Raw genomic sequence first — 24,472 nt, 5'->3', positions numbered from 1 at the left:
CCGAGTTTGTCGCTCGGGGCTTGTTTTTCTACCGATTCATATTGATTACTATAATGTTAGTTATCGTAAACTTTTGATCCATCCCGTTGTGTTTTCAATAGCCATAAATTCCACATGTACTGTTCTGGGCGTGGTGTGACTAAATCCTCAATCGCTTTATTCATCGCCCGTGCATCTTGTTCTTCATCGCCGGTTGGAAAGTTCTCTAAGGCACGCAGGATATGCACTTCGTACTGGTGAGTCGTGTTGTTATATACCGACATCAATGGTACGACATGCGCCTTACATAACTTTGCCATTTTCCCAAAGCCTTTCAGTGTGGCTTTTTCTGTACCAAAAAAAGGGACAAAAACTGAATTTGGTGCACCATGATCTTCGTCTGGAACCCAATATCCCACATAACCATTTTGCACTGAACGTAGGAACGGTTTAATACCCGCCTCACGAGTAAAAATGCGTCCGCCATATTGCATTCGTTGTACATGCATTAACCAATCGCCGATTGGATTGCGCTGCGGTTTCATGATGTTGGCCACTTTATAGCCTCGCGCAGCCAGCATAACAGCAGCATAGTCGATGGCCCAAGAGTGAGGTACTAGCAAGATAACCCGCTCACCTTGGTCGAGCAGTGGCAGCAAATGATGTTCACCAATCAGCTTACCACGCTGTAAGTTATGTTGGGTTGAGCGAACCAGAAGCTCAGAATAGCCAAGCATGTATTGCGCCGCCGTTGCAAAGGTTTCTTCCAAAATAGCTTGGCGCTCTTGTGTTGATTTTTCGGGGAAACATTTTGCTAAGTTGACGCGAGCTCGTCGCACTACTCGGCCATTTTTACGCACCGCAAAGGTGGATAATTTGCGCGCTAGCCTATCTCGCGATACTGGTGGCATAAAGGCGAACAGAGCGGCAAAGAAGATCCCAATCCAAGTTGCCCAATGTTTTGGGTGTAAAAAAGACCATTGGAATGTGGGGTTGTGCAAGTGTTTGTCTGTGCTGTTTTCGTTGTTGCTCATGGCAAGCAAAACCTTTTTCTAGTTATAAATAGCGAGAGTTAGTTAACGTTTCATCTGGCAAAGATTTAAAACGCTTATGCAGCCACATCCACTGTTCCGGCGCGCGCAGAATCACTTCTTCGACGTATTTATTCATGTAAGCGGCGGCGGCGGTCATGTCATCTTTTGGATAGTCGCCATCAATGGTTTTATCGGCGATGATTTCGTATTTTCCGTTGGCGTTTCTAAACCCTGATCCTGGGACAATCGCACATTGACTGGTATAAGCAAGAATACTGGTGCCAGTCGTTGTACAAGTATCCTCTACTGCGAAGAAGGGAACAAACACCGATTTGTTATGGCCGTAATCTTGATCGGGTAGATAAAATAGGCGCTCGCCCTGTTTGAGTACGCGGATCATCTGTTTAATGTCGGTTCGGTAGATAAGTTTATTGCCATTGCGGGTGCGACCACGATATTGAATAAATTCATACGCAGGGTTGCTGTGTGGGCGGTAAGCGCCATAACCAGCTAAACCAATCACACCAAAAGCGCGAGCGGTGATCTCTAAATTTAACGCATGCACACAACAGAGCAGAGCACCTCGCTGCTCGGTTTGGAGTTGGCGTAGTACATCGACATCTTTCACCCGTAAAATACGTTTAAAACGCCAAGTTGGCCAAAACCACGTGATGCCAGTTTCAATAAGCGCCATGCCCGTATTTTTGAAGTTCTCGCGAACAATGTGTGAAATCTCTTCAGCATTTTTTTGTGGAAAAGCTAATTCTAAATTGCGTGTGGCGATGCGTACCCGCTTGTGAGCAAAGCGCATACTGAATGCGCCTATGCTACGTCCTATTCTCAATAGCAGGGCATAGGGAAGTAGGTTGACGATCAACGCTAATAGCCCAAAGCCAAGCCATACACTCCAATATTTCGGATGCAGTAGCGAGAGGGTAAATGCAGGTTTGCCGTATTTTTCTTTGCTCATTACTTTTGATTCTTTCACTGATGGTGATTCTTTATCACGACGTTGGCGGCGGTTTTTACTCAATCTGAGCGCTTAATAACGCCCAATACGCTTCAAAATTTGCCGTCGGTTGGTATTTAAAGTCAGATCGCACAAAGCGATTTAAGCTGCCTTCCACTTGACCAAGCAATTGAGCGGCTAAAATGCTTTCGTCGACGGGGAAGGATTTACCTTCACGCAGTTTACGTTCGCGAAGGATCTGGCGTAGTGACGTTTCTATGCGTTCGAACAGTTGGTTGATCCGTTCACGCAGTCGCTCATTTTCAAACATTAGAGCATGGCCGGATAAAATTCGTGTCAAGCCCGGGTTACGTTCCGAAAAAGCCAAGATAAGTTGTAGCACTAAGCGGATGCGGTTGAGTGTATCTTTCTCTTCATCCAAAATGCGATTAATCCGCGACATTAAAGACTCTTCAATAAACTCAATCAAGCCTTCAAACATCCGTGCTTTACTCGGAAAATGACGGTACAAAGCCGCTTCAGAAACGCCCACTTGCTTAGCAAGCTTTGCTGTGGTGATGCGTGATGCACCATCGTTAGATTCCAGCATTTCAGCGAGTGCTTGTAGAATCTCTTCACGACGATTGATTTTCTTATTGACGGCCATGACCCGATTTCCTTTTAGTTACCACATGCTTGTGAGCAAATATTTATACCCTTCAGATGGTTTGGGTATTGTCCGTTAAGCGCAGTAGTTTAACGGACAGTTTTCGGACTGCGTAGCGTAAAAATGAAAATGATTGAACTGGGTGGTGATTTTACCACCCAATAAACGCTATGAACCCTAAAAGAAGCTTAGAACGTCTGTTTGTCGCCTACAGTTGACTCGCGATCAGTTGCATCAGCGCGTGAGCTAATGCAGATTTTGAACTCAAAGGTAATGCTTGCTCTCCGCCTTGCCAATAGACGGTTAATGCATTGTCGTTGCTGTTAAAGCCTTGGCCCGCAACAGAAACATCATTGGCGCAGATCATATCCAGTTTTTTGTTGAGCAGTTTAGCGCGGGCATATTTTTCAACTTGCTGCGTTTCAGCCGCAAAGCCTACCGTGAACGGGCGGTTTTCTTTCAATGCGGCTACACTAGCGACGATGTCGGGATTTTTGACCATGGTGATGAGCATGTGATCGCTCGCATCGGTTTTTTTGATCTTTTGATCGGCGACGATCTCAGGGCGATAGTCGGCTACGGCGGCGCAACTGATGAATACATCATGTGATTGCGCTTGCGCCATCACTTGCTGATGCATATCGCAGGCACTTTCCACATCAATACGTTGTACTTGTGGCGGTGTGAGCAAATTGACCGGGCCACTGATCAGAGTCACTTTCGCGCCCAATTGAGCGGCGGCCTGCGCAATCGCATAGCCCATTTTGCCTGAACTGTGGTTACTGATATAGCGAACTGGATCGAGCGCTTCACGGGTTGGGCCTGCGCTAATCAACAGTGATTTTCCCGCGAGCAGTGTGTTGTTCGCTACCTCTGTTTGGAAAAAAAACTCGCAGCGCTCAACCAATTGCATTGGCTCAAGCATGCGGCCCGGGCCAACATCGCCACACGCCTGTTCACCAGCTGCAGGGCCCCAAATCATCATTCCTCGGCGTTTAAGCGTGGCAATATTCTCTTGTGTGGCGATATTGCGATACATCTGCTGATTCATTGCCGGCGAGACGGCCACTGGCGCATTGGTGGCTAAAATCAAAGTGGTGAGTAAATCATTACCCATCCCTGCGGCGACGCGGGCAATGAGATCCGCTGTCGCGGGAGCTAGCAGGACTAAGTCTGCCCATTTGGCAAGTTCAATATGGCCCATAGACGCTTCGGCGGCTGGGTCTAATAAGCTATCTGAAACTGGCCTGCCAGAGACGGCTTGCATAGTCAGTGGCGTTATAAACTCTTTTGCAGCGTGAGTCATCACCACTTGTACTTGTGCGCCACGTTCAATCAAACGACGCGTTAACTCAGCACATTTATACGCAGCAATACCGCCGCTAATGCCGAGCAGAATCTTTTTTCCTGCCAGTGTTTGCATTATCTTTTCCTCAAAAATTCTGCGCGTCATGTTATCACAACTCCGAAAATTTGTTGGAGCAGTGTCAATTATTCCTCTTTTTCCAGCTTGTTATCGGTATCGTATGCCACTAAAGCCGCACTTTCCTCACAGATATTTCTGCCCAATTGTGGTTCATTGGCGAGTAGGTTAATGGAGCAAAAGGAGCGTTTATAGTGACCTCATTAAGAATTAGAGCCAAGCTTTTACTGATAACCGTGATTCCACTAGTACTGATCACCGCTATGATGTCAGTGGTTAGCTACTGGAGTGAGAGTCACGACTTAAAACAAGAGCTAAAGCAGTACCGAGAGCAACTCGTTGAAACTCGAAAAGCAGAGTTGAAAGCTTATCTAATGATGGGGATTACCGCAGTTCAATCGCTTTATGACAGTGACCAAAATGGAGAGAATAAAGCCGCGGCTAAAGCTATATTAAAATCAATGCGCTTTGAAAGTGATGGTTATTTCTTTGCTTATGATTCTCAAGGAATCAATACCCTACATGCCATTAATCCTGCTTTAGAAGGGAAGAACCTTTATGATCTAAAAGATAATAATGGCGTTCCCGTTATTGCTGGATTAATTCAAGCGTCTAAAACAGGAGATGGCTTTCTCTATTTTTCTTGGCATAAACCCACCATTAATGCCCAAGCCCCCAAGCTGGGTTACGCTGAATACTTATCTAAATGGGATTGGGTACTCGGGACCGGAATTTACATAGATGATATTGACGCCCAAGTCGCTGAGTTTAAGGCGCTACGTGATGAGCAGCGATTGGAGCAGACTTGGTCAAATATCGGATTATCACTCTTGGGACTAATCATCACAATTATTGTGGTGAGTATGCTGGTTACTCGCGGAGTCGCACCGTTGCAACATGTGGTTGCTTCGCTACAAGATGTCGCGGCGGGAGAAGGCGATTTAACGGCCCGTCTCAAGGTTGAAAGCCACGATGAAGTGGGTGATGTAGCCAAAGCCTTTAATGCTTTTATGGATAAGTTGCACCCATTAATCAAAGACATCCGTTCGTCAGCGCAAGAGGTGCAATCTGCCGCAAGTGATTTGGATAAGCAAACCACACAATCTAGTCAAAAAATGAGTAGCCACTGTTTAGAGACGGATAAGGTCGTGGCCGCAGTGACTGAGATGAGTGCCACTGCACGCGAGGTGGCTAACAACACCAATGCAACCTCACAAGCGATTGAATCGGCCAATAGTCAAATTAATGAGGCACGAGATGAAGTCAATAGTGCTATCGAAGGTATCAGTGAATTGGTCAAAGAAGTAAACCTGACTTCTGAGGCGATATTGGAACTGAGTCAGCGTACAGAACAGATAACCAAAGTGTTGAATGTGATAGGTGAAATTGCCGAGCAGACCAACTTATTAGCGCTCAACGCAGCGATTGAAGCGGCGCGAGCGGGTGAGCAAGGACGAGGCTTTGCGGTTGTTGCGGATGAAGTTCGTTCGTTAGCAAGCCGCACGCAAAATAGCACACAAGAGATTGGTGAAATGCTCAAGGCGTTACATCAGGGCGTGAGTAAAGCGGTAAATAGCATGAAAGTCAGCCAGCAGCGTGGTGAAACAACCGCTCAAGAGTCTATCCACATTAAAGAGAGTTTGGCTGGAATTTCTGTCGCGGTCAGTACCATTCAAGATATGGGAATTCAGACGGCTTCGGCCGCAGAGCAGCAAAGCACAGTAGCAGAGGACATCAATCAGAATTTGGTCGCTATTCAACAAATAGTCAATCAACTGAGTGATAATTTGCAACATTCAGAAGCGATCAGCACACGTTTGGCACAATCTGGCCAACAAATGGGGAGCTTAGTCAGTCACTTTAAGCTTTAATCGACACGCTTATTACAGATTCTATTGATCTCATCCTAATCCTCACTCGGGTCCGTTAGGGCCTGAGTAGTAACTCATTATATAAAAGTAGGATCACTATACGGAGCCTACTTATGATCCTCAAATCACTGCCCACAGAATCAATGCCACGCGAAAAATTGCTTGCTCGCGGTCCTCAGGCATTATCGGATGCTGAACTGCTGGCGATTTTCCTTCGTACTGGCACTCAAGGAATGAATGTGCTTGCTCTCTCGGATCTGCTGCTGCGTGAGTTTGGATCACTTCGAGCACTTTTTTCGGCCAACCAGCAAGAGTTTTGCCGCCATAAAGGGTTGGGCGAAGCCAAATACGTTCAATTGCAGGCGGTACTTGAAATGACGCAGCGCTATTTGGCCGAAACGCTCAAACGAGGTGGCGCTTTGACTAGCCCAGAGCAAACCAAGCTTTATTTATCGAGTGTGCTACGCGATCGCCATCGAGAAGCCTTCTATATTCTGTTTTTGGATAATCAACACCGAGTGATCAGCGATGAAGTATTGTTTGAGGGGACGATTGACGCGGCCAGCGTTTACCCTCGTGAGGTGGTTAAAAGAGCACTCCACCATAATGCGGCGGCATTAATATTGGCCCATAATCATCCGTCAGGCGTTGCTGAGCCTAGCCAAGCTGATCGCAGAATCACACGTCGATTAACCGATGCGCTTGCGTTAGTGGACATCCGTATTTTGGACCATTTTGTGGTGGGCGATGGCGAGGTAATTTCTTTTGCAGAAAGAGGGTGGATTTGAATCACATTTTAGGTTGTGACTTAAGATTATTCTGGTATGATTCGCGCACTAAATTATCAACCTAAATCAGCTCTGCTTAAAAAAGATCGCCAAATCCGTAAAAAGGATCTGTTCGGGTCTTGAGCAATGCATGTCAAGTTAGTATAATACGCGACCTTTGATAGCCTTGTATGGATTTTCCATAACGGTTTTTAACCTCAAACTTCTTAATACATCGAGAACGAGGTTCGGCCACCAAGGTTGATATCGAGCTGAAACGATTTGGAGAAGACATTCATGTCCCGAGTATGCCAAGTAACTGGTAAGCGTCCAATAACGGGTAACAACCGTTCACACGCACGAAATGCTACTAAGCGTCGTTTTCTGCCGAACCTACAAACTCATCGTTTCTGGGTAGAGAGCGAAAAACGTTTTGTTAAACTACGTCTAACTGCTAAAGGCATGCGTATCATCGATAAGAAAGGCATTGATGCTGTTCTTGTTGATATCCGTGCACGTGGCGAAAACGTTTAAGAGGAATTGAGCAATGGCTAAAGGCATTCGTGAGAAAATTCGACTAATATCTTCTGCAGGTACTGGTCACTTCTACACAACTGACAAGAACAAACGCAACATGCCAGGCAAATTTGAGATCAAGAAATTTGATCCAGTAGTTCGCCAGCACGTTCTTTACAAAGAAGGCAAAATCAAGTAATTGATTTTACGCTTTGTAAGCATTGAAAGACCCAGCTTTGGCTGGGTTTTTTATTGTCTGGAATTTGTACCCTGCAATGTCAGCTCTCACAATAATGTGCTAAGTTACTCAAAGATAAACTCTTAGGGATCACTTATGCGTATCAATCGCCGCCGCTGGAATAATATTCTTATCTTGGCTGTTATTGCTTTTATTGCCATTTTGAATTTACCCACAGTCATCAAAACTTATCTTATTGAACCGCCTGCTAGCCCTTATCCTTATGTGATTAATCCAAATGCACAGCTGCAAGCACTGCATTTTACTGACTGGTCACTTGAACTGAATCAAAATCGTTGGCGATCAAGCAAAGCAATTTCAGTTGCTCCTGAAATATTGGCACAACGCTGGCAGAGTTTAGTTGGTACTGAAGTGGATGATGCCACTTACGAGTCGCTTGCGTCTCTACTACGCAACCCACAAACCGTGGAGGTGTGGTATCAGGATCGCGAAGAGCCACAAAGGATCACTTATTATCAAACCCCCCAATTTTGGTTATTGAAAAACTGGCAAGAGAAATGGGTGGCACTTTCGGTAGAAGAAGCTTTTCTTTTTCCGAACTGAGTCATTATTTCTCTTTGAGCGTTGAACAAACCAAGAACGAATAACCAATACCCAATAACGACGAACGACGAATGAAGAATCGAGATGTATCATGCCTGAGTTACCCGAAGTTGAAGTAAGTAAAATGGGGATTAGCCCGCATTTAGTTGGGCAAACGATCCAGCAACTGACATTCCGCACGCCAAAATTACGTTGGGCCATCCCTCAAGAGCTGAAACAGTTAGAAGGGCAAGTGATCTGCAATATATCCCGCCGGGCCAAATATTTATTGATAGAGACCGATATTGGCAGTGCGATTGTTCACTTGGGAATGTCAGGTTCATTGCGAGTATTGGAGTGTGATTTTGCCGCAGGTAAGCATGATCACGTTGATCTGCGATTAACCAATGGCAAGGTGTTGCGCTACCACGATCCACGTCGATTTGGTGCTTGGTTATGGTGCGAGCAAGGAGAAAGCCACTCGGTGTTGAGTAATATCGGTCCTGAGCCATTAACCGATGATTTTGATGCAGATTACATTGCGCAAAAAGCGAACAACAAACGTATCGCCGTTAAGCAATTTATTATGGAAAATAAAGTGGTGGTTGGCATAGGCAATATCTACGCGAGTGAATCACTGTTTAATGCGCGAATTCTCCCTACTCGGCCGGCTCATTCGCTGACACTGCCTGAGTGGAATTGCCTTGTGCGAGAAATTAAATCAGTCTTAGCAACGGCGATTCAACAAGGTGGCACAACCTTAAAAGATTTTGCACAAGCGGATGGCAAACCGGGCTATTTTGCTCAAGAGCTTAATGTGTATGGCAAAGCGCAGCAGCCTTGCCCAGCGTGTGGGCAAGCGATTGAAGCGCTGAAAATTGGTCAGCGTAACACCTTTTTCTGCTCTGCTTGCCAAAAATAAGGTACGTCCTAAAGGCTATATTTTCTTGCCATGCAAGGCGTTAGCGACAATGTCAGGAACAAATTGATCAACTTCTCCACCATGAATCGCCACTTCTCGCACAATGGTGGAGGAGATAAACGCATGCTCCTCTGATGGTGTAAGAAACACACTTTCCAGCCCCGGCATTAAACGGCGGTACATGTTGGTCAAACCAAATTCATACTCGAAGTCAACCGTAGTACGCAAACCGCGGATCAGCACATTGGCTTTTTCATCACGCGCAAAATCGACCATTAACCCAGCAAATCCTTTGGCAGTGACATTCTCTAAATGTTGAGTGACTGCGCTGGCAAAGGCGACCCGTTCTTGCAGAGTAAACATGGTGTTTTTGCTTGGGCTGGCGGCGACGGCGATGATCACTTCATCAAACATATTGGCGGCGCGTTCGATCAGATCTAAATGACCATTGGTGATGGGATCAAAAGTGCCGGGATAAATCACACGCGAAATTCTTTTTTGGCTCACAGTGGAAGGCTCATATTGGTTAACTGGCACTGATATTAACAAAAAGACTCAAAATTACCTATTGAACTCGGTATGATGTAGCCCGCATTAAACTGTGACGCTTAGCGAGTGAGAGAAGAGACGATGAACAAGTTGTTGGTTATCCGTAACGATAAAATTGGTGATTTCATGCTGGCTTGGCCAAGTTTTGCGATGCTAAAAGCCTCGTTGCCAGATTGCCATATTACCGCGCTAGTCCCCAGCTATACCGTCGCGCTGGCCGAGCTTTGCCCGTGGATTGATAGTGTACTAATCGATCCAACAGATAAAGGTAGCAAACATGCGCAGAGAGATCTCATTACAAAGATTAAAGCTGAGCATTTTGACGCGTCGATTAACTTATTTTCTACCACCTATAACGCCAAGTTAGTGTGGAAAAGTAAAATTCCTTATCGTCTCGCACCAGCAACTAAGCTGGCGCAGATTTTCTATAACAAGCGTATCAAGCAAAAGCGCTCTCAGTCCGCTAAACCAGAGTTTGAGTACAATCTCGACTTGATTCGTTCATTCCTCAGTGATATCGGCTGCAAAGCTGTTGAGCCAAGTCCGCCATATTTAACTTTTAGTGCTCAGAGGTTAAATGGACAGAAAAACAAACTTGCGAAACAATTGCAATTAGATAGCACCAAATCATGGGTTTACGTACATGCGGGTAGTGGTGGTTCGGCGAATAATTTATCACTTGCACAATACGCGGATTTGATTGTTGGACTTGAAGGCAACTTTGATGTGGTTTTAACCGCAGGTCCAGGCGAAGAACAAAAAGCAGCGCAATTGCAGAGTTTGATGAGAGAAAGAGGAAGAGCGTCAGCGTTATACGACAAAAATGATGGTCTGGTGGATTTTGCTTGCTCTATTGCCTGTGCGGATCTATTTGTTGCAGGATCCACTGGTCCATTACATATTGCTGCGACCTTAGATGTTCCGACAGTAGGCTTCTTTCCGGGCAAGCGTTCTTCAACCCCACTACGTTGGAAACCACTAAACTCAGAAGGACGTCATCTTGCCTTTTGTCCCCCCAAAGGTCACGATGAAAAGATTCAAGCAGATATGAGCCGTATCAATATAGATGTCGCGCTTGACAAGCTTAATCCTTGGGTTTCTCAGTACTTGTCCTAATCCATAAGTCTGCGTATTTCACCAATGTAGAGTGCGCGGACAATAATGATAGTAAGAAGCCTTGCTTACCATCTAAAAAGCCAGCTTTAAGAATATACATTTTGATAAAGCAGGTAATAGCATGCAGAAGTCCTTGGGAAATGCTGCTTTTCTTACCGCGCCTTTCACGTTGTTCAGCCCAAGCTTTTGCATAACCTGCTGATTTTACTAAATAATGGTGCAAGTCATTGTAAGTATAGTGAATGGCATCCCCTTGTAGTTCTTTTACTTGCATTGGTGTTGATATTTCGACCTTCTCATGTACCAACGAATCGTTGTACTGAGTCAATTTTGTTGGATAAAGGCGTACAACACGATCAGGATACCAGCCACAGTGGCGAATATAGCGGCCAAATACCCAGCTTAGGCGACATACGCTATAGAGAGTGTTCGTTTCGTTTGCTTGCACTGCTTGTTGTATGCTTGCTTTTAGTTCTGGAGTGACACGCTCATCGGCATCTAACCAAAGAACAAAGTCCGATTCAACGTACTGCTGAGCAAAGCGACGTTGTGGACCAAATCCTGGCCACTCTTTATTTACAAAAAACTTATCGGTGTATTTTCGTGCAGTAGTTTCAGTGTCATCGTCACTACCAGAATCTAAGATAACTATTTCATCGACCCAGTCCTCGACAGTTTTTAGGCAAGCATCGAGGTTTGCAGCTTCATTTTTGACAATTAGAGCAACAGCAAGCGAAGGCTTGTTGTTTGGACGGAGTATCGATTCAGACATACTGATTCTCTTTTGTGATGCAGTCAAATGCCCTGATAACAGCATTTACCGAGATTGCTTTCATAATATGCTCGCCTTTCACGCGAGTGCTCCAAGGCAAAGTATCAATTGTTTTACCATGCTGTTGGACAATAAACTTCTCATAGACACTGACTACATTCTCTAGATTATTATATGGCCCAGTACGTTTAGGATTGCTGTGACCATAGAGTCCAATAACGGGTGTGCCTTGCGTGGTTGCGATATGAACAGGACCAGAGTCTGGCGCCAGTACTATGGAGGCTTTGCTTAACACCGCAGTGAGTTGTTTCAGGGTTGTAGAGCCGACGAGGTTCAGTGCTGGATAACGCATTTGACTGATAATATCGTTGGCTAATTTCTTCTCACGTTCCGCTGGCGAACCACAAATTACTACTTGATAACCACGTTCAAATGCATAATCACCAACGATTGCGTAACGCTCGCTTAGCCAATTGCGTTCATCTTTACTCGCAGCGGGTGAAATAACTAACGTAGGCTTATCTCCCAAGGTTGTGCTGGCAAACTGGTGATCTGCTTTATCAATGGGTAAGTCCCACTGAGGAGTTGAGCGTGGTACGCCTAAAAATTCAATAAAAGAATAAAAGCTGTCTAGCACATGGGTAGATTCGGTATCGGAAATTTTACAATTAGTAAACAGCCATTGGCCTTCTTTGGCACGTTTGAAATTAAAGCCAATTTTATAAGTGGCTTTAATACCTAGCGTTAAAAGACTTGCCCGTAGAGCTAGCTGCATATGCACTAAAGCATCGAAGCGGCGACCTTTTAATTGCTTCCAAACATCACGCATGCCGGAAAAGCCTTGTTTTTTTTCAAAAACAATTAATTCTACGTTTTCAAGTCCTTGTAAAAGCTGTGCTTCCACTTTTCCGATGACCCAAGTGATTTTGGTGGATGGCCAGTAGCGCTGCAAAGTTTGAATTGCGGCTACAGCATGGCAAACATCACCAATTGCAGATAACCGCAAAAAACAAATGGAGTGAGGGGCTTGCTTAAAAAACGGCATAAGTTCGGCTCAAAAAAATGTCTGGCCAAATTATGCAGATACCCAAGATAAATGTAAAATACTCCTCTTCGATTATTGATGCTAAAGATAAGGAGATCCGTTCTATGACTCAGGAAAACCTTGGTAAGCCGAGAGATATAGGTATAAAACGCGTTATAAAAGCGACAGGTTACTCGATTCAGGGCTTGAAAGCGGCATTTAAACATGAAGTTGCAGTACGTCAGGAGTTTGCCTTATTAATAGCCGCGATCATTTTAACAACGTGGCTCGATGTGTCGATGCTTGAGCGTATTACCTTGCTTGCGGTTGTCGTGCTGGTGTTGATTGTTGAATTAATGAATTCGGCAGTCGAAGCTGTGGTGGATCGGGTTGGGGTTGAACATCACGAACTGAGTGGCCGAGCAAAAGACATTGGGTCTGCGGCGGTGCTGGTGGCGTTGATCTTCGCTGGTTTCACTTGGCTCTATATCGTTGGCAGCCATTATTGGTGGTAAAGCATGATTAAGCAACAGCAGTTTGGTCAAAGTCGAATTTGTTACGACAGCGAGTGGATTAGTTCTCCTGCACTGGCTTTGTTTGATGCCCAATATTGGCAGCAGCAAGATAAAGTTGTCGGCAGTGCCACCGGGCGTGGCACAACGTGGTTTGTGCAACTCCCCAAGATAACGGCAGCGCTGCGCCATTACCGACGAGGTGGCCTATTTGGTAAGTTGGTTAAAGATCATTACTGGTTTAGCGATTGGTCTGCAACACGTAGCTTCGCTGAGTTTGATCTGTTGAACGGTTTACGTGAAGCAGACGTCAATGTACCCAGACCCATAGCTGCCTGTGTAACAAAAAAAGGGCTCTTTTATCAAGCAGACTTACTGAGTGAGCGAATTGCCAATGCGCAAGATCTCGTGACTATACTGCAAAAACACCCGATAAGTGCGGAGCTTTATCAGAAAATCGGTATCGAAATTGCGAAAATGCATCATGTCGGAGTCAATCACACTGATCTCAACATCCACAATATTCTGATTGATATACAGGAAAAGGTTTGGATTATCGACTTTGATAAATGTTACCAGCAGGATGGTTATATATGGAAAGACGATAATTTAGCACGATTAAAGCGTTCATTTAATAAAGAGTTAGTGAAGCGAGATATTCACTGGCATAGTAATGACTTTCAAGCCCTGTTAGCTGGCTATGAAAGTTTTCAATAACCATTTTTAAGTATCAGGAAGTTAGTTACATGCCCTTTAAACAAAAGCTGCATGCTCACGGCTGGTTTATTCTGATTAACGCTTTGGCGTTAATGCTGATCGCTAGTCGTTATTTCGCATTTCTGCCCGAGTTCCCTACCGATCTATTAGGTCTGATTTTTATTTTTAGCGGAACTTGGGGACAAATGACGCTGCTTACTACGATCGTAGGCCTGATAACCATTCCGACTTTACTATTACCGAAAATGTTGCGAAATAGCACCCAGGCGATTGTTGCTTCTTTAGGTGTCGCAACAATTATTATCGATACCATAGTATTTGCACAGTACCGATTCCACATTAATGCTGTAGTGCTGGAATTAGTACTATCCGGTCAGATTGTGAGTTTCCCTCTTATAACTTGGCTATCTGTGATTGGCGGAGTCGTATTACTTTTGGCGATAGAGTTGTGGTTGATTCGTTGGCTGGAAAACGGTGCAATGGTGCGTTGTCTTAAACTGGGCCGTAAGTTTGCTTTTTTGACGATTTTAGCTCTGTTGTTTACCCATATCATTCATATATGGGCGGCAGCGCATGCCTATCAACCCGTCACAACAGTAAAGCGTTATCTACCATTATTTTATCCCGCAACGGCTAATTCTTTTATGCACAAGCATGGCTGGGTTGACCAAGAGGCGCTGGAGCAACAAAAAGCAATGGCGTTTGAACGTAAAAACGATCTCAATTATCCACTGTCACCTTTAGAAACTCAGTCAGTGGAAAAACCCATCAATATTATGCTGCTGGTAGTTGATTCGTGGCGGGCTGATACTTTTAACGCTGAAAATACCCCAAATATGTGGAAGTATGCGCAAGCAGGTGTTGTATTTAATAATCACATCGCCACAGGGAATGCAACTCGAACCGGTATCTTTGGCTTGTTTTATGGTATTTCCGGTACTTATTGGCACGGATTTCTTGCCAATCAACAATCACCGTTATTGATGGATCGTCTGCAGGAATTAGATTACCAATTAGGTATATTTACAGCAGCGCAATTGCGTAGCCCTGAATTTAATCAAACCGTGTTTGCTAAAGTGGATAACCTACGAATTGGCTCGAAAGGCAATCGTCCATATGAGCTAGATGCTGACTTAACTCAAGATTGGATGACCTGGTACGATCAACGCGATAAATCAAAACCGACGTTCTCTTTCTTGTTCTACGATTCACCTCATGGCTATGATTTTCCAGCGGATTTTGAACCTAAATATCAGCCTATGCTGAACACAGTCAATTACCTAAAACTAGATAATGAAACCGATCCTACGCCGTTCTTTAACCGTTATAAAACCAGTGTTCGTTATGTTGATTCAATGGCAGAAAAGGTATTAAACAAGTTAAAAGAGAGCGGTGATTTGGATAATACTTTAGTGATCATCACGGGTGATCACGGGCAAGAGATGAACGATAACAAGTTAAACTTCTGGGGACACAACAGTAACTTTACCGATGCGCAGGTTCACGTTCCATTTGCGCTCTTTGGCCCAGGAGTTGAGCCAGACCGTCTTCGATGGGATATGGATTCTTTTACCAGTCACGAAGATGTCGTGCCAACTGTGATGAATAACTACCTTGGAGTGCTTAATGATAGCCATGACTATTCTTCGGGTTATGATTTGCTTGGTGGCCATGTAGAAAGGCCTTGGGTCTTTTCTTCAAGTTATAGCAGTTACGCGATGATCACAGATAACGCCATTCTTGAAGTGGGTGGTGGTGGCCAGTATCAGTTCATGGATAAAACGAATCGCCCATTAAAGGATGAACAGCCTAATTTTAGTTATCTAAAAGAAGCGCTTGAGCAAATGAGTCGATTTAGTAAATAGAACATAACAGCAAAAACCGATAAGCCTCTAGCCTTCTTATCGGTTTTTGCCAGTTTTCATTGCAGCTAAAAGCAGAGCAGTTCATGCGTGGTTTCCTGCAATAAATACCAATATTGCAGTTGTTTTTTGCCTTTGCTTCCCCCTTATGGCTGCTTAGTTTAAAATCCGAGCATTAGTCACAATGAGTAGTCATCTTTTATGAACACCATCCTCCCACTTATCGGTCGTACCGATGCGCTGTTTACCTTAGATATAACCCAGCACAAGGCCGAGTTATCTCGTATCGTTTCACAATCTCGTTTTTTGGTTTTAGGTGGTGCAGGGTCGATTGGCCAAGCGGTCACCAAAGAAATATTCAAACGTAACCCGCAGAAACTTCATGTTGTCGATATCAGTGAAAACAACATGGTGGAGTTGGTGCGTGATATCCGTAGTTCATTTGGTTATATCGATGGTGATTTCCAAACTTTCGCGTTGGACATTGACTCTATTGAGTATGATGCGTTTATTAAGGCGGATGGCCAATATGACTACGTATTGAACTTATCTGCACTTAAGCATGTTCGCAGTGAGAAAGACCCATTTACCTTAATGCGTATGATAGATGTCAATGTATTCAACACTGACAAGACTATTCAACAGTCGATTGATGCTGGCGTTAAAAAGTACTTCTGTGTCTCGACGGATAAAGCGGCCAACCCAGTCAATATGATGGGAGCGTCCAAACGTATTATGGAAATGTTCTTGATGCGTAAGAGTGAGCAAATTGCCATCTCAACTGCGCGTTTTGCTAACGTTGCCTTTTCAGATGGTTCGCTGCTGCACGGTTTTAACCAACGTATCCAAAAAAATCAGCCGATTGTCGCACCAAACGATATCAAACGTTATTTCGTCACTCCTCAAGAATCGGGTGAACTGTGCCTCATGTCGTGTATTTTTGGTGAAAATCGCGACATTTTCTTCCCGAAACTCAGTGAAGCATTGCATCTGATTACATTTGCAGATATTGCGGTGAAATACCTGAAGCAACGAGGCTACGAGCCGCATTTATGCGCTAATGAAGATGAAGCTCGTGAACTGGCGAAAAGGCTACCAGCACAAGGTAAATGGCCTTGTCTTTTCACCGAAAGTGATACGACGGGTGAAAAGGATTTCGAAGAGTTTTTCACTGATAAAGAAGTGCTCGACATGGTACGTTTTGAAAATTTGGGTATCATCAAAAACGAGCTTCTATATCAACCAGAATTATTGAGCCTTTTTGAAGAACAGATTGCTAAGATGAAAGAAGCAAAAGCGTGGAGCAAAGAGCAGATTGTGGCTCTCTTCTTTAGGATGATCCCCGATTTTGGTCATAAAGAAACGGGCAAATACCTTGATAGCAAGATGTAAGGGTGAGGAAGAATGAAAGCACAGTTGCTAGTTGAATTTGTACGCGACCAATACCAAACCCAAGACTTTATTCCGTTGCATGCTCCAACGTTTGCAGGCAATGAAAAAGCTTATGTAATGGAAACTCTCGATAGCACGTTTGTCTCGAGTGTCGGTAAATTTGTTGATGAATTTGAACGCAAAATGGAAGCTTTTACTGGCAGCCCACGTGCGGTCGCCACCGTTAATGGTACTGCGGCGTTGCATGCCGCCTTGTATATGGCTGGCGTTGAACGAGGCGACCTAGTAATGACCCAAGCATTGACGTTTGTGGCTACCTGTAATGCGCTTTATCACATGGGTGCTGAGCCGATTTTTGTCGATGTTTCTCCAGTGAGCTTAGGCTTGTGTGCTAAGGCCGCAGAGCAATATCTCTTCGAGCACGCCGAGTTAACTGAGCGTGGCTGCGTACACAAACAAACCGGTCAACGCATCAAAGCCGTAGTGCCGATGCATACCTTTGGTCATCCTGTGGAACTTGATGAATTGGTGGCGGTTTGTCTCAAATGGCAGCTTGTGTTGGTTGAGGATGCAGCGGAAAGCCTTGGCTCTTTCTACAAAGGAAAGCACACAGGAACCCTTGGCGAATTTGGCGCGGTCAGCTTCAATGGCAATAAAATTATTACCACTGGTGGTGGTGGTATGGTGCTCTGTGGTTCTGAAGAGGCGGGTAAACGCACTAAGCATGTGACTACGACGGCGAAAGTGCCGCACCCGTATGAGTTCTTCCACGATGAGCCAGGATTTAACTACCGCATGCCGAACTTAAATGCGGCGCTGGGCTGCGCGCAGATGGAAGTGCTGGAACACTATCTGGCGCAAAAACGCCAGTTGGCGCATCAATACCAAGCGTTTTTCGCCAGCTGCGACGTGACATTTTTGGTCGAGCCAGAATACGCACAGTCAAACTACTGGCTCAATGCCATCATTTGTGCTGATGCACAGCAGCGCAATGAACTGCTAGAGCAGACCAATGCCGCTGCTGTGATGACACGCCCAATTTGGCAACTAATGCACCGTTTGCCAATGTTTAAACAGGCTTTGCGTGGTGATTTAACCTACTCGGAATTTATTGAGGAGCATCTTATTAACCTGCCTAGCACGCCTGTCGGTGCGTAAGAGAATTAGCATGAGCAAGCAGAAGAAAAAAGTCGCGGTTTTTACGGCAACTAGAGCAGAGTATGGCCTGCTCTTTTGGCTTTTAAAAGATCTCCAAATGGATCCGGATCTCAAGTTACAACTGCTGGTTTCAGGGATGCACCTGTCGCCAGAATTTGGCGAAACGTATCAGCAAATTGAGCAAGATGGCTTTCAAATTGACGAAAAAATTGAGATCTTGCTCTCGTCAGATTCAGCGGTAGGTACGGCGAAAAGTATGGGGTTGGGTGTGCTCGGTTTTGCTGACGCCCTTGCGAGACTAAACCCTGATATTCTCGTGATTCTCGGTGACCGTTTTGAAGCGTTAGCGGCGGCGCAGACCGCCATGATACTGCGTATCCCGGTTCTTCATCTTCATGGAGGTGAAATCACCCAGGGCGCATATGATGATGCGATTCGTCATGCGATCACTAAGCTGAGTTACTTGCACGGCACCTCAACAGAGGCCTACCGTCAGCGCGTTATTCAATTGGGAGAAGCGCCAGATCGGGTCAAAAACATCGGTGCGATTGGCCTTGACCACCTTAAGCGTGGTCAATTTATGGACATGGATGAATTATCGGCTTCTCTTGGTTTTCCTCTGAAAACACCATATTTCCTAGTAACTTATCATCCAGTGACATTAGGAAAAGAAGCGCCAGAAGCCAGTTTTCAAGCTCTACTTGATGCGTTAGATGCGTATCCTGAACATCATGTGATCCTCACGTATCCGAATGCCGATGATGGCGGTAGACGTATCATTCCAATGTTAGAAGCCTATGCGGCTGCCAATCGGCAAAGAATATTTGCGATCCCTTCCTTAGGACAGGTGCGTTATTTAAGTGCAGTAAAGCACGCCAGCGCAGTGATTGGTAACTCATCCAGCGGCATTATTGAGGTGCCTGCCTTTGATGTTCCAACCGTCAATATAGGCGTACGTCAACAAGGTCGTTTAGCAGCGAAAAGCGTGCTGCATTGTAAAGCGACCCAAATGGATATTGGGCAGGCGATTGAAAGCGCAGTGACAAAAAGCTACAAAAGCGATAACGAAGTCATCGACAATCCTTATGGCCAAGGTGATAGCAGTGAGCAAGTTATCGCAATGATAAAGTCACTGCGTTTTAACCCTTGTAAGTCTTTTTATGATTTACCTTTTGAACCGATTGAGTGAGGCCACATGACACTGATAATTGCAGAAGCCGGTGTAAACCATAATGGAGATGAAGCGCTGGCGTTTAAACTTGTCGACGCTGCGCATCGAGCTGGTGCCGATATTGTTAAGTTTCAAACCTTTAAAGCAAAAAATTTAGTGACTGAGCAAGCCAAGCAAGCAGACTACCAAGTGGCTAATACGCAAAAACAAGAGTCACAATTGGCGATGCTGAGTCGTTTAGAGCTTTCATACGCCACGCATCATCAGTTGGTTAAACATTGTCAGTCGCTGGGTATCGAGTTTCTCTCTACTGCATTTGATTCAGAAAGCCTCGAATTTCTAGTGAATAATCTTGGTTTAAAACGCCTAAAACTGCCTTCGGGCGAATTGACTAATGCACCGCTGGTATTAGAGCATGCTCGTACTGGTTGTGATCTTATTGTCTCAACGGGAATGGCGACGCTTGCGGAAATCGAACTGGCACTTGGGGTGATAGCCTTTGGTTATACCGCCCAATCCGACGCAAAACCATCACTGATGGCTTTTCAGCAAGCTTATGCTTCATCTGAAGGGCAGAAAGCGCTTAAAAGAAAAGTGACCATTTTGCACTGTACCACTGAATATCCAGCCCCGATGGCAGAAATTAATCTGAAAGCGATGGATACGTTGGGTAATGCGTTTGATTTACCTGCTGGTTATTCTGACCACAGCGAAGGGATCACCATTCCTATTGCTGCCGTGGCTCGTGGCGCGGTGCTTATCGAAAAGCATTTTACGCTCGATAAGAATATGCAAGGCCCAGATCATAAAGCCTCACTCGAACCTGATGAGCTTGCGGCGATGGTGAAAGCCATCCGCCAAGTCGAAGTAGCGCTTGGATCGGCGGTGAAATCTCCGACCGTCTCGGAAGTGAAAAACAAAACGGTTGCACGTAAAAGCCTAGTGGCCAGTCAAGCGATCCGAGCAGGAGAAGCGTTTCGTGCTGAGAACTTGACGATTAAACGCCCAGGCAGCGGTATGTCGCCTTATCGATATTGGGAGATGTTAGAGTGCTGTGCAAGCCAAGACTACCAAGCTGGAGATCTGATTGTTGAATAAAAAAAAACCGCTGGTTTTAATTGGTGGTGGTGGACACGCCAGTGTTTTGGCTGACATTTTGCTCGCTCAGGGACGGGAGATTTTAGCCGTCATCTGTCCGGATGACATTTCTTCAAGAGCTGTGTTTGCCGGTCTTGTTCATTTCACGCAAGATGAAGACGTTAAACATTTCTCACCGGAGAGTGTATTTTTGGTTAATGGAATTGGCATGTTGCCACGTTCCACTTTTCGCCAACGCATCAACCAACAGTTTCTCAAACTGGGATATCACTTTGAGACGGTTATTGCTGATGACGCTAAAGTCTCAGTTTTCGCAGAAGTAAAATCAGGCGCACAGATCTTTCCCGGAGCAAGAGTGCAAGCAGGAGCGATCATTTCAGAACATACGATAGTGAATAGTGGTGCTTTGATCGAGCATGATTGCCAAATTGGTGCCTATAACCATATCGCGCCAAATGCTACTTTGTGCGGTGAAGTCTGCACAGCAGAGGATGTGTATATTGGTGCCAACGCAACTGTGATTCAAGGCGTTGTGTTAGAAGCGCAAAGCGTCGTCGGCGCAGGGGCAATGTTAACTCGTTCCTTACCACAGGGTTGTACATGCTATCCAGCTCGCTCCGTCATTAAAATTAAAGACAATAAATAAAATTCAAGGATATTCCATGAGCTACTGCTGGAAGAATGTATTGATTAAACCTGACAACTCAATACGCGACGCACTGGAGATCATCAATAACGAAGCCTTAAGAGTGGTGTTAGTGGTCGACAACAACCAGTATTTGGTTGGTGTTGTGACCGATGGAGATATTCGCCGTGGGTTGCTCAAGAATCTCACCCTCGCCGAACCAGTTTCTTTGGTGATGAACTTATCTCCTACGACAGTGAAGGCGGGAGCTAGCCGAGAAGATCTTATCGAGTTAATGGAGAAAAAAGGCATTCTATCTATCCCGCTTCTAGATGATGCAGGAAAGGTGGTAGGCCTTGAGACCTTGCATGGTGCACTGCATCGCCAGAAATATCAAAATCCAGTATTTTTGATGGCAGGAGGATTCGGCACCCGATTACGCCCTCTGACAGATAATTGTCCAAAGCCAATGCTCAAAATTGGCAACAAACCGATCCTTGAAACGGTGATCCGCAGTTTTATCAAAGCGGGGTTCGTCAATTTCTATATCTCGACACATTACATGCCTGAATTGATTCATGCACATTTTGGCGATGGCTCAGAGCTTGGTGTGAATATCACTTATGTGCATGAGGAGTTCCCGCTTGGTACGGGGGGAGCTCTTGGCCTTTTACCGAAAGGTTTGCCAGAAGGCTTACCGCTGATCATGATGAATGGTGATGTGTTGACCAAAGTCGATTTTCAGCGATTGCTTGATTTTCACGTCAGTCATGATGCCGATGCGACCATGTGTGTGCGTGAATACGACTACCAAATTCCATACGGCGTGATCAATGGAGAAGGCAACAAAATCACCAGTATGGTGGAAAAGCCTATCCAACGATTTTTTGTCAATGCGGGCATTTATGTCGTCTCTCCTCGAGTGATCCAATCGGTGCCGGAAAATCATCGCATCGATATGCCAACCTTATTAGAACAGCACATGCAAGAGCGTGACAAAATATTGATGTTTCCCATTCATGAATATTGGCTGGATATTGGACGAATGGATGATTTCAAACGCGCTCAGGCAGATATTCACACCTTGGGGCTAGATTAATGGATAAAATCGCGGTTGTTGGCTTAGGTAATATTGCCAATCGTCATCGTCAAAATTTAAAACAGCTCTTTCCTCAAGCTCATTTGTACGCCATGTCGGCCAGTGGCCGGATCCCAACAGAGGCAGTAAGTAATGCTGATCATCTGGTTAATTCTATCCAAGCCTTGATTGAGCAGCAGGTTCAGTTAGTGATTGTGGCTTCCCCTGCACCTTTTCATGCGTCTCACGCTATTCCCCTGATTGAGGCGGGTATTCCGGTACTGATCGAGAAACCAGTGACAGCAAGCGTAGATGATTCAAGCCGGTTGCAAGAGACTGCTAGCCGTTATCAAACGCCCATTTCTGTCGGTTATTGTTTGCGCTATTTGCCCTCTGCACTCGAAATGAAGAAAATTTTTGCAGCCGGCAAACTGGGGCGCTTGTATCACGCCAATGTTGAAATAGGTCAGTACCTACCCGATTGGCGTCCAAGTAAAGATTATCGCGCGAGTGTTTCTGCGCAAGCTGAATTGGGTGGTGGCGCTTTGTTAGAGCTAAGTCATGAACTCGACTACACACTATGGTTACTGGGTGAGTTAACCCTAGAGCATGCAATTTTACGCCAAACAGAAGAGTTAGGTTTAGACGTTGAAGACAGTGCGGATCTGATGCTCAGCACAGGTGAGAAAGCCGTGGTGCACGTTCATCTTGATTTTTTGCAGCGCAAGGCTTATCGCCAGTGTCGTTTTGTTGGTAGCAAAGGGGCACTAGAGTGGGATTTAATCGGCAACGAAATCCGGTTTATTTCAACGCAAGGAATAGAGGTGCTTTACAGTGAGCCTGAGTGGGACAAGAACCAAATGTACACCAACATGGTGATGGATTTTGTCGCACAGATTCAAAATCAGCCGAATCAATGTGTGCCTTTGAGTGAAGCTGTAAAGAGTATAGCGTTAATCGAACAAATCAAACTGCGCGCTCCAATCATGTCAACCTCTGATGATTTAAAGGGTTAACTATTTAATGAAAAACAATGCTTTTATCTTTGCCCGTGGTGGCTCAAAAGGGTTGCCAGGAAAAAACATTAAGCCATTGGCAGGGAAACCATTACTCCAATACTCAATCGATACTGCGTTAGCATCGCCATCGATAGGTCACGTTTTCGTTTCAACTGACGACGCACAGATTGCCAATGTTGCACGAGCTGGTGGTGCTATTGTCATTGAGCGCCCAGAAGAATTAGCCAGTGACACTAGCCCAGAATGGTTATCTTGGCGTCATGCTGTTGAGTGGGTTCAAACCCACTATGGTGAGTTTGACTGTTTTGTCAGTTTGCCTGCAACAAGCCCACTAAGAAGTGTTGACGATGTTGAAAATGCTATCAATCAGCTTAAAAACACTGACGCCGACATCTGTATTTCCGTTACGCCAGCCAGTCGCAGCCCGTTCTTCAATATGGTGAAGCAAACAGAAACAGGTTTGGTGGAACTGGTTAATAAACCGCAAGGCGAAGTGGCTCGTCGTCAGGATGCGCCTGCCATTTTTGATATTACCACTGTGGTTTACGCCACCACTCCTGAGTTTGTATTAAACCACTACGGAATTTTTTCTGGCAAAGTCACCAGTGTCGAGATACCCAAAGAGCGTGCGGTGGATATTGATGATATTTACGATTTTAAATTGGCTGAAGCCATCATTCAGGAACATCAATAATGGAAAAACTCCTCGACAATAAAACCGTTCTCGTTGCTGGTGCGGGTGGCCTTCTCGGTACTCGTCTTGTTCCTGCTTTGCTTAAGCAAGGAGCAAAAGTCATTGCAGCGGATATTCACTTGGAAGCGATGCGTGAACGTCTTCATTCACTCGGTATTAATGTGCAGAATGAAAATTTGTCATGCTGCGAGTTGGATGTCACTAAAGAAGTGAGTGTAAAGAGCTTTTTTGCTCAGCAAAATCAACGTATCGATGGCGCAGTAAACTCAACTTATCCACGCAATAAAACTTACGGCAAACACTTTTTTGACGTCAGCTTAGAGAGCTTTAATGAAAATCTGTCATTGCATCTTGGCAGCGCTTTTCTATTTACTCAGCAGTGTGCTGCTTATTTCAAGCAACAACAGCAACCTTTCTCACTGGTTAATCTCTCATCGATTTATGGTGTGGTTGCGCCTAAGTTTGAGATTTATAACAACACGCCGATGACCATGCCAGTGGAGTATGCCGCAATTAAAGCTGCGATTCAGCATCTCAATAAATATGTGGTTTCGTATGTAAATGACAGCCGTTTTCGAATTAACTGTGTCAGCCCTGGTGGTATTTTTGACCGCCAACCAGAAGCATTTCTGAAAGCTTATAAAGAGAAAACACACGGCGCAGGTATGCTCGATGTTGAAGACGTGGTGGGGTCTGTGTTGTTTTTACTCTCAGAGCAATCACGTTACGTGACAGGGCAAAATATTATCGTTGATGATGGCTTTTCACTATAGTCA

At 45.0% G+C, this 24,472-nt stretch carries 26 protein-coding genes; 19 read left to right on the top strand and 7 right to left on the bottom strand.

The window, feature by feature from the left end; genetic code table 11:
• Positions 1 to 56: 56 nt before the first annotated feature.
• The 4 genes from lpxM to coaBC all read right to left on the bottom strand — a co-directional run bounded on the left by lpxM (position 57) and on the right by coaBC (position 4,052).
• Entirely contained in the window at positions 57 to 1,013 is a 957-nt protein-coding gene (gene lpxM / locus CCZ37_RS12650; protein WP_094500698.1) for a lauroyl-Kdo(2)-lipid IV(A) myristoyltransferase, read from the bottom strand.
• Positions 1,014 to 1,035: 22 nt separating this feature from the next.
• Positions 1,036 to 1,983 (bottom strand): LpxL/LpxP family Kdo(2)-lipid IV(A) lauroyl/palmitoleoyl acyltransferase, encoded by a 948-nt coding sequence (gene lpxL, locus CCZ37_RS12645; RefSeq protein WP_094500854.1) that lies wholly within the window; start codon positions 1,981 to 1,983, stop codon positions 1,036 to 1,038.
• A gap of 55 nt (positions 1,984 to 2,038) precedes the next feature.
• Positions 2,039 to 2,629, bottom strand: coding sequence for a nucleoid occlusion factor SlmA (gene slmA / locus CCZ37_RS12640; protein ID WP_010318996.1), 591 nt, complete (start codon positions 2,627 to 2,629; stop codon positions 2,039 to 2,041).
• A gap of 208 nt (positions 2,630 to 2,837) precedes the next feature.
• On the bottom strand, positions 2,838 to 4,052 hold the full coding sequence (gene coaBC, locus CCZ37_RS12635; protein WP_064626049.1) for a bifunctional phosphopantothenoylcysteine decarboxylase/phosphopantothenate--cysteine ligase CoaBC: 1,215 nt from the start codon (positions 4,050 to 4,052) through the stop codon (positions 2,838 to 2,840).
• A gap of 191 nt (positions 4,053 to 4,243) precedes the next feature.
• Here coaBC and CCZ37_RS12630 point away from each other — a divergent pair, with 191 nt between their 5' ends.
• From CCZ37_RS12630 to mutM, 6 genes are all read left to right on the top strand, one after another.
• Complete coding sequence (locus tag CCZ37_RS12630) at positions 4,244 to 5,923, top strand: methyl-accepting chemotaxis protein (RefSeq protein ID WP_094500697.1); 1,680 nt, start codon at positions 4,244 to 4,246, stop codon at positions 5,921 to 5,923.
• 113 nt (positions 5,924 to 6,036) lie between these two features.
• A complete protein-coding gene (gene radC, locus CCZ37_RS12625; protein ID WP_017042230.1) occupies positions 6,037 to 6,711 on the top strand; it encodes a RadC family protein in 675 nt (224 codons plus the stop codon).
• A 276-nt stretch (positions 6,712 to 6,987) separates the two neighbouring features.
• A complete protein-coding gene (gene rpmB, locus CCZ37_RS12620; RefSeq protein ID WP_004397476.1) occupies positions 6,988 to 7,224 on the top strand; it encodes a 50S ribosomal protein L28 in 237 nt (78 codons plus the stop codon).
• A gap of 13 nt (positions 7,225 to 7,237) precedes the next feature.
• A complete protein-coding gene (gene rpmG / locus CCZ37_RS12615) occupies positions 7,238 to 7,405 on the top strand; it encodes a 50S ribosomal protein L33 (protein WP_010318992.1) in 168 nt (55 codons plus the stop codon).
• 135 nt (positions 7,406 to 7,540) lie between these two features.
• Positions 7,541 to 8,008, top strand: a complete 468-nt coding sequence (locus tag CCZ37_RS12610; RefSeq protein ID WP_013855728.1) for a hypothetical protein — start codon at positions 7,541 to 7,543, stop codon at positions 8,006 to 8,008.
• 91 nt (positions 8,009 to 8,099) lie between these two features.
• Positions 8,100 to 8,909 carry a bifunctional DNA-formamidopyrimidine glycosylase/DNA-(apurinic or apyrimidinic site) lyase gene (gene mutM, locus CCZ37_RS12605; RefSeq protein WP_094500696.1) on the top strand — a complete coding sequence of 270 codons (810 nt, stop codon included), beginning with the start codon at positions 8,100 to 8,102 and terminating at the stop codon, positions 8,907 to 8,909.
• Between the two features lie 15 nt (positions 8,910 to 8,924).
• On the opposite strand, the gene coaD is transcribed toward mutM, so the two are convergent.
• Positions 8,925 to 9,416, bottom strand: a complete 492-nt coding sequence (gene coaD, locus CCZ37_RS12600) for a pantetheine-phosphate adenylyltransferase (RefSeq protein ID WP_026028196.1) — start codon at positions 9,414 to 9,416, stop codon at positions 8,925 to 8,927.
• Positions 9,417 to 9,539: 123 nt separating this feature from the next.
• Here coaD and CCZ37_RS12595 point away from each other — a divergent pair, with 123 nt between their 5' ends.
• Positions 9,540 to 10,574 carry a glycosyltransferase family 9 protein gene (locus CCZ37_RS12595; protein ID WP_094500695.1) on the top strand — a complete coding sequence of 345 codons (1,035 nt, stop codon included), beginning with the start codon at positions 9,540 to 9,542 and terminating at the stop codon, positions 10,572 to 10,574.
• Here CCZ37_RS12595 and CCZ37_RS12590 read toward each other — a convergent pair.
• Both CCZ37_RS12590 and CCZ37_RS12585 read right to left on the bottom strand, forming a co-directional pair.
• On the bottom strand, positions 10,543 to 11,346 hold the full coding sequence (locus tag CCZ37_RS12590; RefSeq protein ID WP_094500694.1) for a glycosyltransferase family 2 protein: 804 nt from the start codon (positions 11,344 to 11,346) through the stop codon (positions 10,543 to 10,545). The two genes, CCZ37_RS12595 and CCZ37_RS12590, sit on opposite strands and share 32 nt — an antisense overlap.
• Positions 11,339 to 12,391, bottom strand: coding sequence for a glycosyltransferase family 9 protein (locus tag CCZ37_RS12585; RefSeq protein ID WP_094500693.1), 1,053 nt, complete (start codon positions 12,389 to 12,391; stop codon positions 11,339 to 11,341). Before CCZ37_RS12585 ends, CCZ37_RS12590 begins: the two co-directional genes overlap by 8 nt.
• A 104-nt stretch (positions 12,392 to 12,495) precedes the next feature.
• On the opposite strand from CCZ37_RS12585, the gene CCZ37_RS12580 reads away from it, so the two are divergent.
• The 12 genes from CCZ37_RS12580 to CCZ37_RS12525 all read left to right on the top strand — a co-directional run bounded on the left by CCZ37_RS12580 (position 12,496) and on the right by CCZ37_RS12525 (position 24,469).
• The gene (locus tag CCZ37_RS12580; protein WP_017042223.1) at positions 12,496 to 12,885 is read left to right on the top strand and encodes a diacylglycerol kinase; all 390 of its coding nucleotides are present in this window, start codon (positions 12,496 to 12,498) and stop codon (positions 12,883 to 12,885) included.
• A gap of 3 nt (positions 12,886 to 12,888) precedes the next feature.
• Positions 12,889 to 13,599, top strand: a complete 711-nt coding sequence (locus CCZ37_RS12575; RefSeq protein ID WP_094500692.1) for a 3-deoxy-D-manno-octulosonic acid kinase — start codon at positions 12,889 to 12,891, stop codon at positions 13,597 to 13,599.
• 29 nt (positions 13,600 to 13,628) lie between these two features.
• On the top strand, positions 13,629 to 15,464 hold the full coding sequence (locus tag CCZ37_RS12570; RefSeq protein WP_017042221.1) for a DUF3413 domain-containing protein: 1,836 nt from the start codon (positions 13,629 to 13,631) through the stop codon (positions 15,462 to 15,464).
• A gap of 198 nt (positions 15,465 to 15,662) precedes the next feature.
• Positions 15,663 to 16,853 carry a UDP-N-acetylglucosamine 4,6-dehydratase gene (locus tag CCZ37_RS12565; RefSeq protein ID WP_094500691.1) on the top strand — a complete coding sequence of 397 codons (1,191 nt, stop codon included), beginning with the start codon at positions 15,663 to 15,665 and terminating at the stop codon, positions 16,851 to 16,853.
• 12 nt (positions 16,854 to 16,865) lie between these two features.
• On the top strand, positions 16,866 to 18,011 hold the full coding sequence (locus CCZ37_RS12560) for a LegC family aminotransferase (protein WP_094500690.1): 1,146 nt from the start codon (positions 16,866 to 16,868) through the stop codon (positions 18,009 to 18,011).
• Positions 18,012 to 18,021: 10 nt separating this feature from the next.
• Positions 18,022 to 19,200, top strand: coding sequence for a UDP-N-acetylglucosamine 2-epimerase (neuC, locus tag CCZ37_RS12555; RefSeq protein WP_094500689.1), 1,179 nt, complete (start codon positions 18,022 to 18,024; stop codon positions 19,198 to 19,200).
• A 6-nt stretch (positions 19,201 to 19,206) separates the two neighbouring features.
• Positions 19,207 to 20,280 carry an N-acetylneuraminate synthase gene (gene neuB / locus CCZ37_RS12550; RefSeq protein WP_094500688.1) on the top strand — a complete coding sequence of 358 codons (1,074 nt, stop codon included), beginning with the start codon at positions 19,207 to 19,209 and terminating at the stop codon, positions 20,278 to 20,280.
• Entirely contained in the window at positions 20,270 to 20,926 is a 657-nt protein-coding gene (locus CCZ37_RS12545) for an acetyltransferase (protein WP_094500687.1), read from the top strand. Before neuB ends, CCZ37_RS12545 begins: the two co-directional genes overlap by 11 nt.
• Before the next feature lie 16 nt (positions 20,927 to 20,942).
• Positions 20,943 to 22,004, top strand: coding sequence for a nucleotidyltransferase family protein (locus CCZ37_RS12540; RefSeq protein ID WP_017043771.1), 1,062 nt, complete (start codon positions 20,943 to 20,945; stop codon positions 22,002 to 22,004).
• Entirely contained in the window at positions 22,004 to 22,999 is a 996-nt protein-coding gene (locus CCZ37_RS12535) for a Gfo/Idh/MocA family protein (RefSeq protein ID WP_017043770.1), read from the top strand. Before CCZ37_RS12540 ends, CCZ37_RS12535 begins: the two co-directional genes overlap by 1 nt.
• Before the next feature lie 7 nt (positions 23,000 to 23,006).
• Positions 23,007 to 23,696, top strand: coding sequence for an acylneuraminate cytidylyltransferase family protein (locus tag CCZ37_RS12530; RefSeq protein WP_017043769.1), 690 nt, complete (start codon positions 23,007 to 23,009; stop codon positions 23,694 to 23,696).
• A complete protein-coding gene (locus CCZ37_RS12525; protein WP_094500686.1) occupies positions 23,696 to 24,469 on the top strand; it encodes an oxidoreductase in 774 nt (257 codons plus the stop codon). Before CCZ37_RS12530 ends, CCZ37_RS12525 begins: the two co-directional genes overlap by 1 nt.
• Positions 24,470 to 24,472 lie beyond the last annotated feature (3 nt).

Origin of the sequence: Vibrio qinghaiensis, from assembly GCF_002257545.1 — a bacterium.
Taxonomy (GTDB): domain Bacteria; phylum Pseudomonadota; class Gammaproteobacteria; order Enterobacterales; family Vibrionaceae; genus Vibrio; species Vibrio ordalii.
Note: the sequence above shows the minus strand (reverse complement) of the source record. Positions and strands in the feature narration are given on the sequence as shown.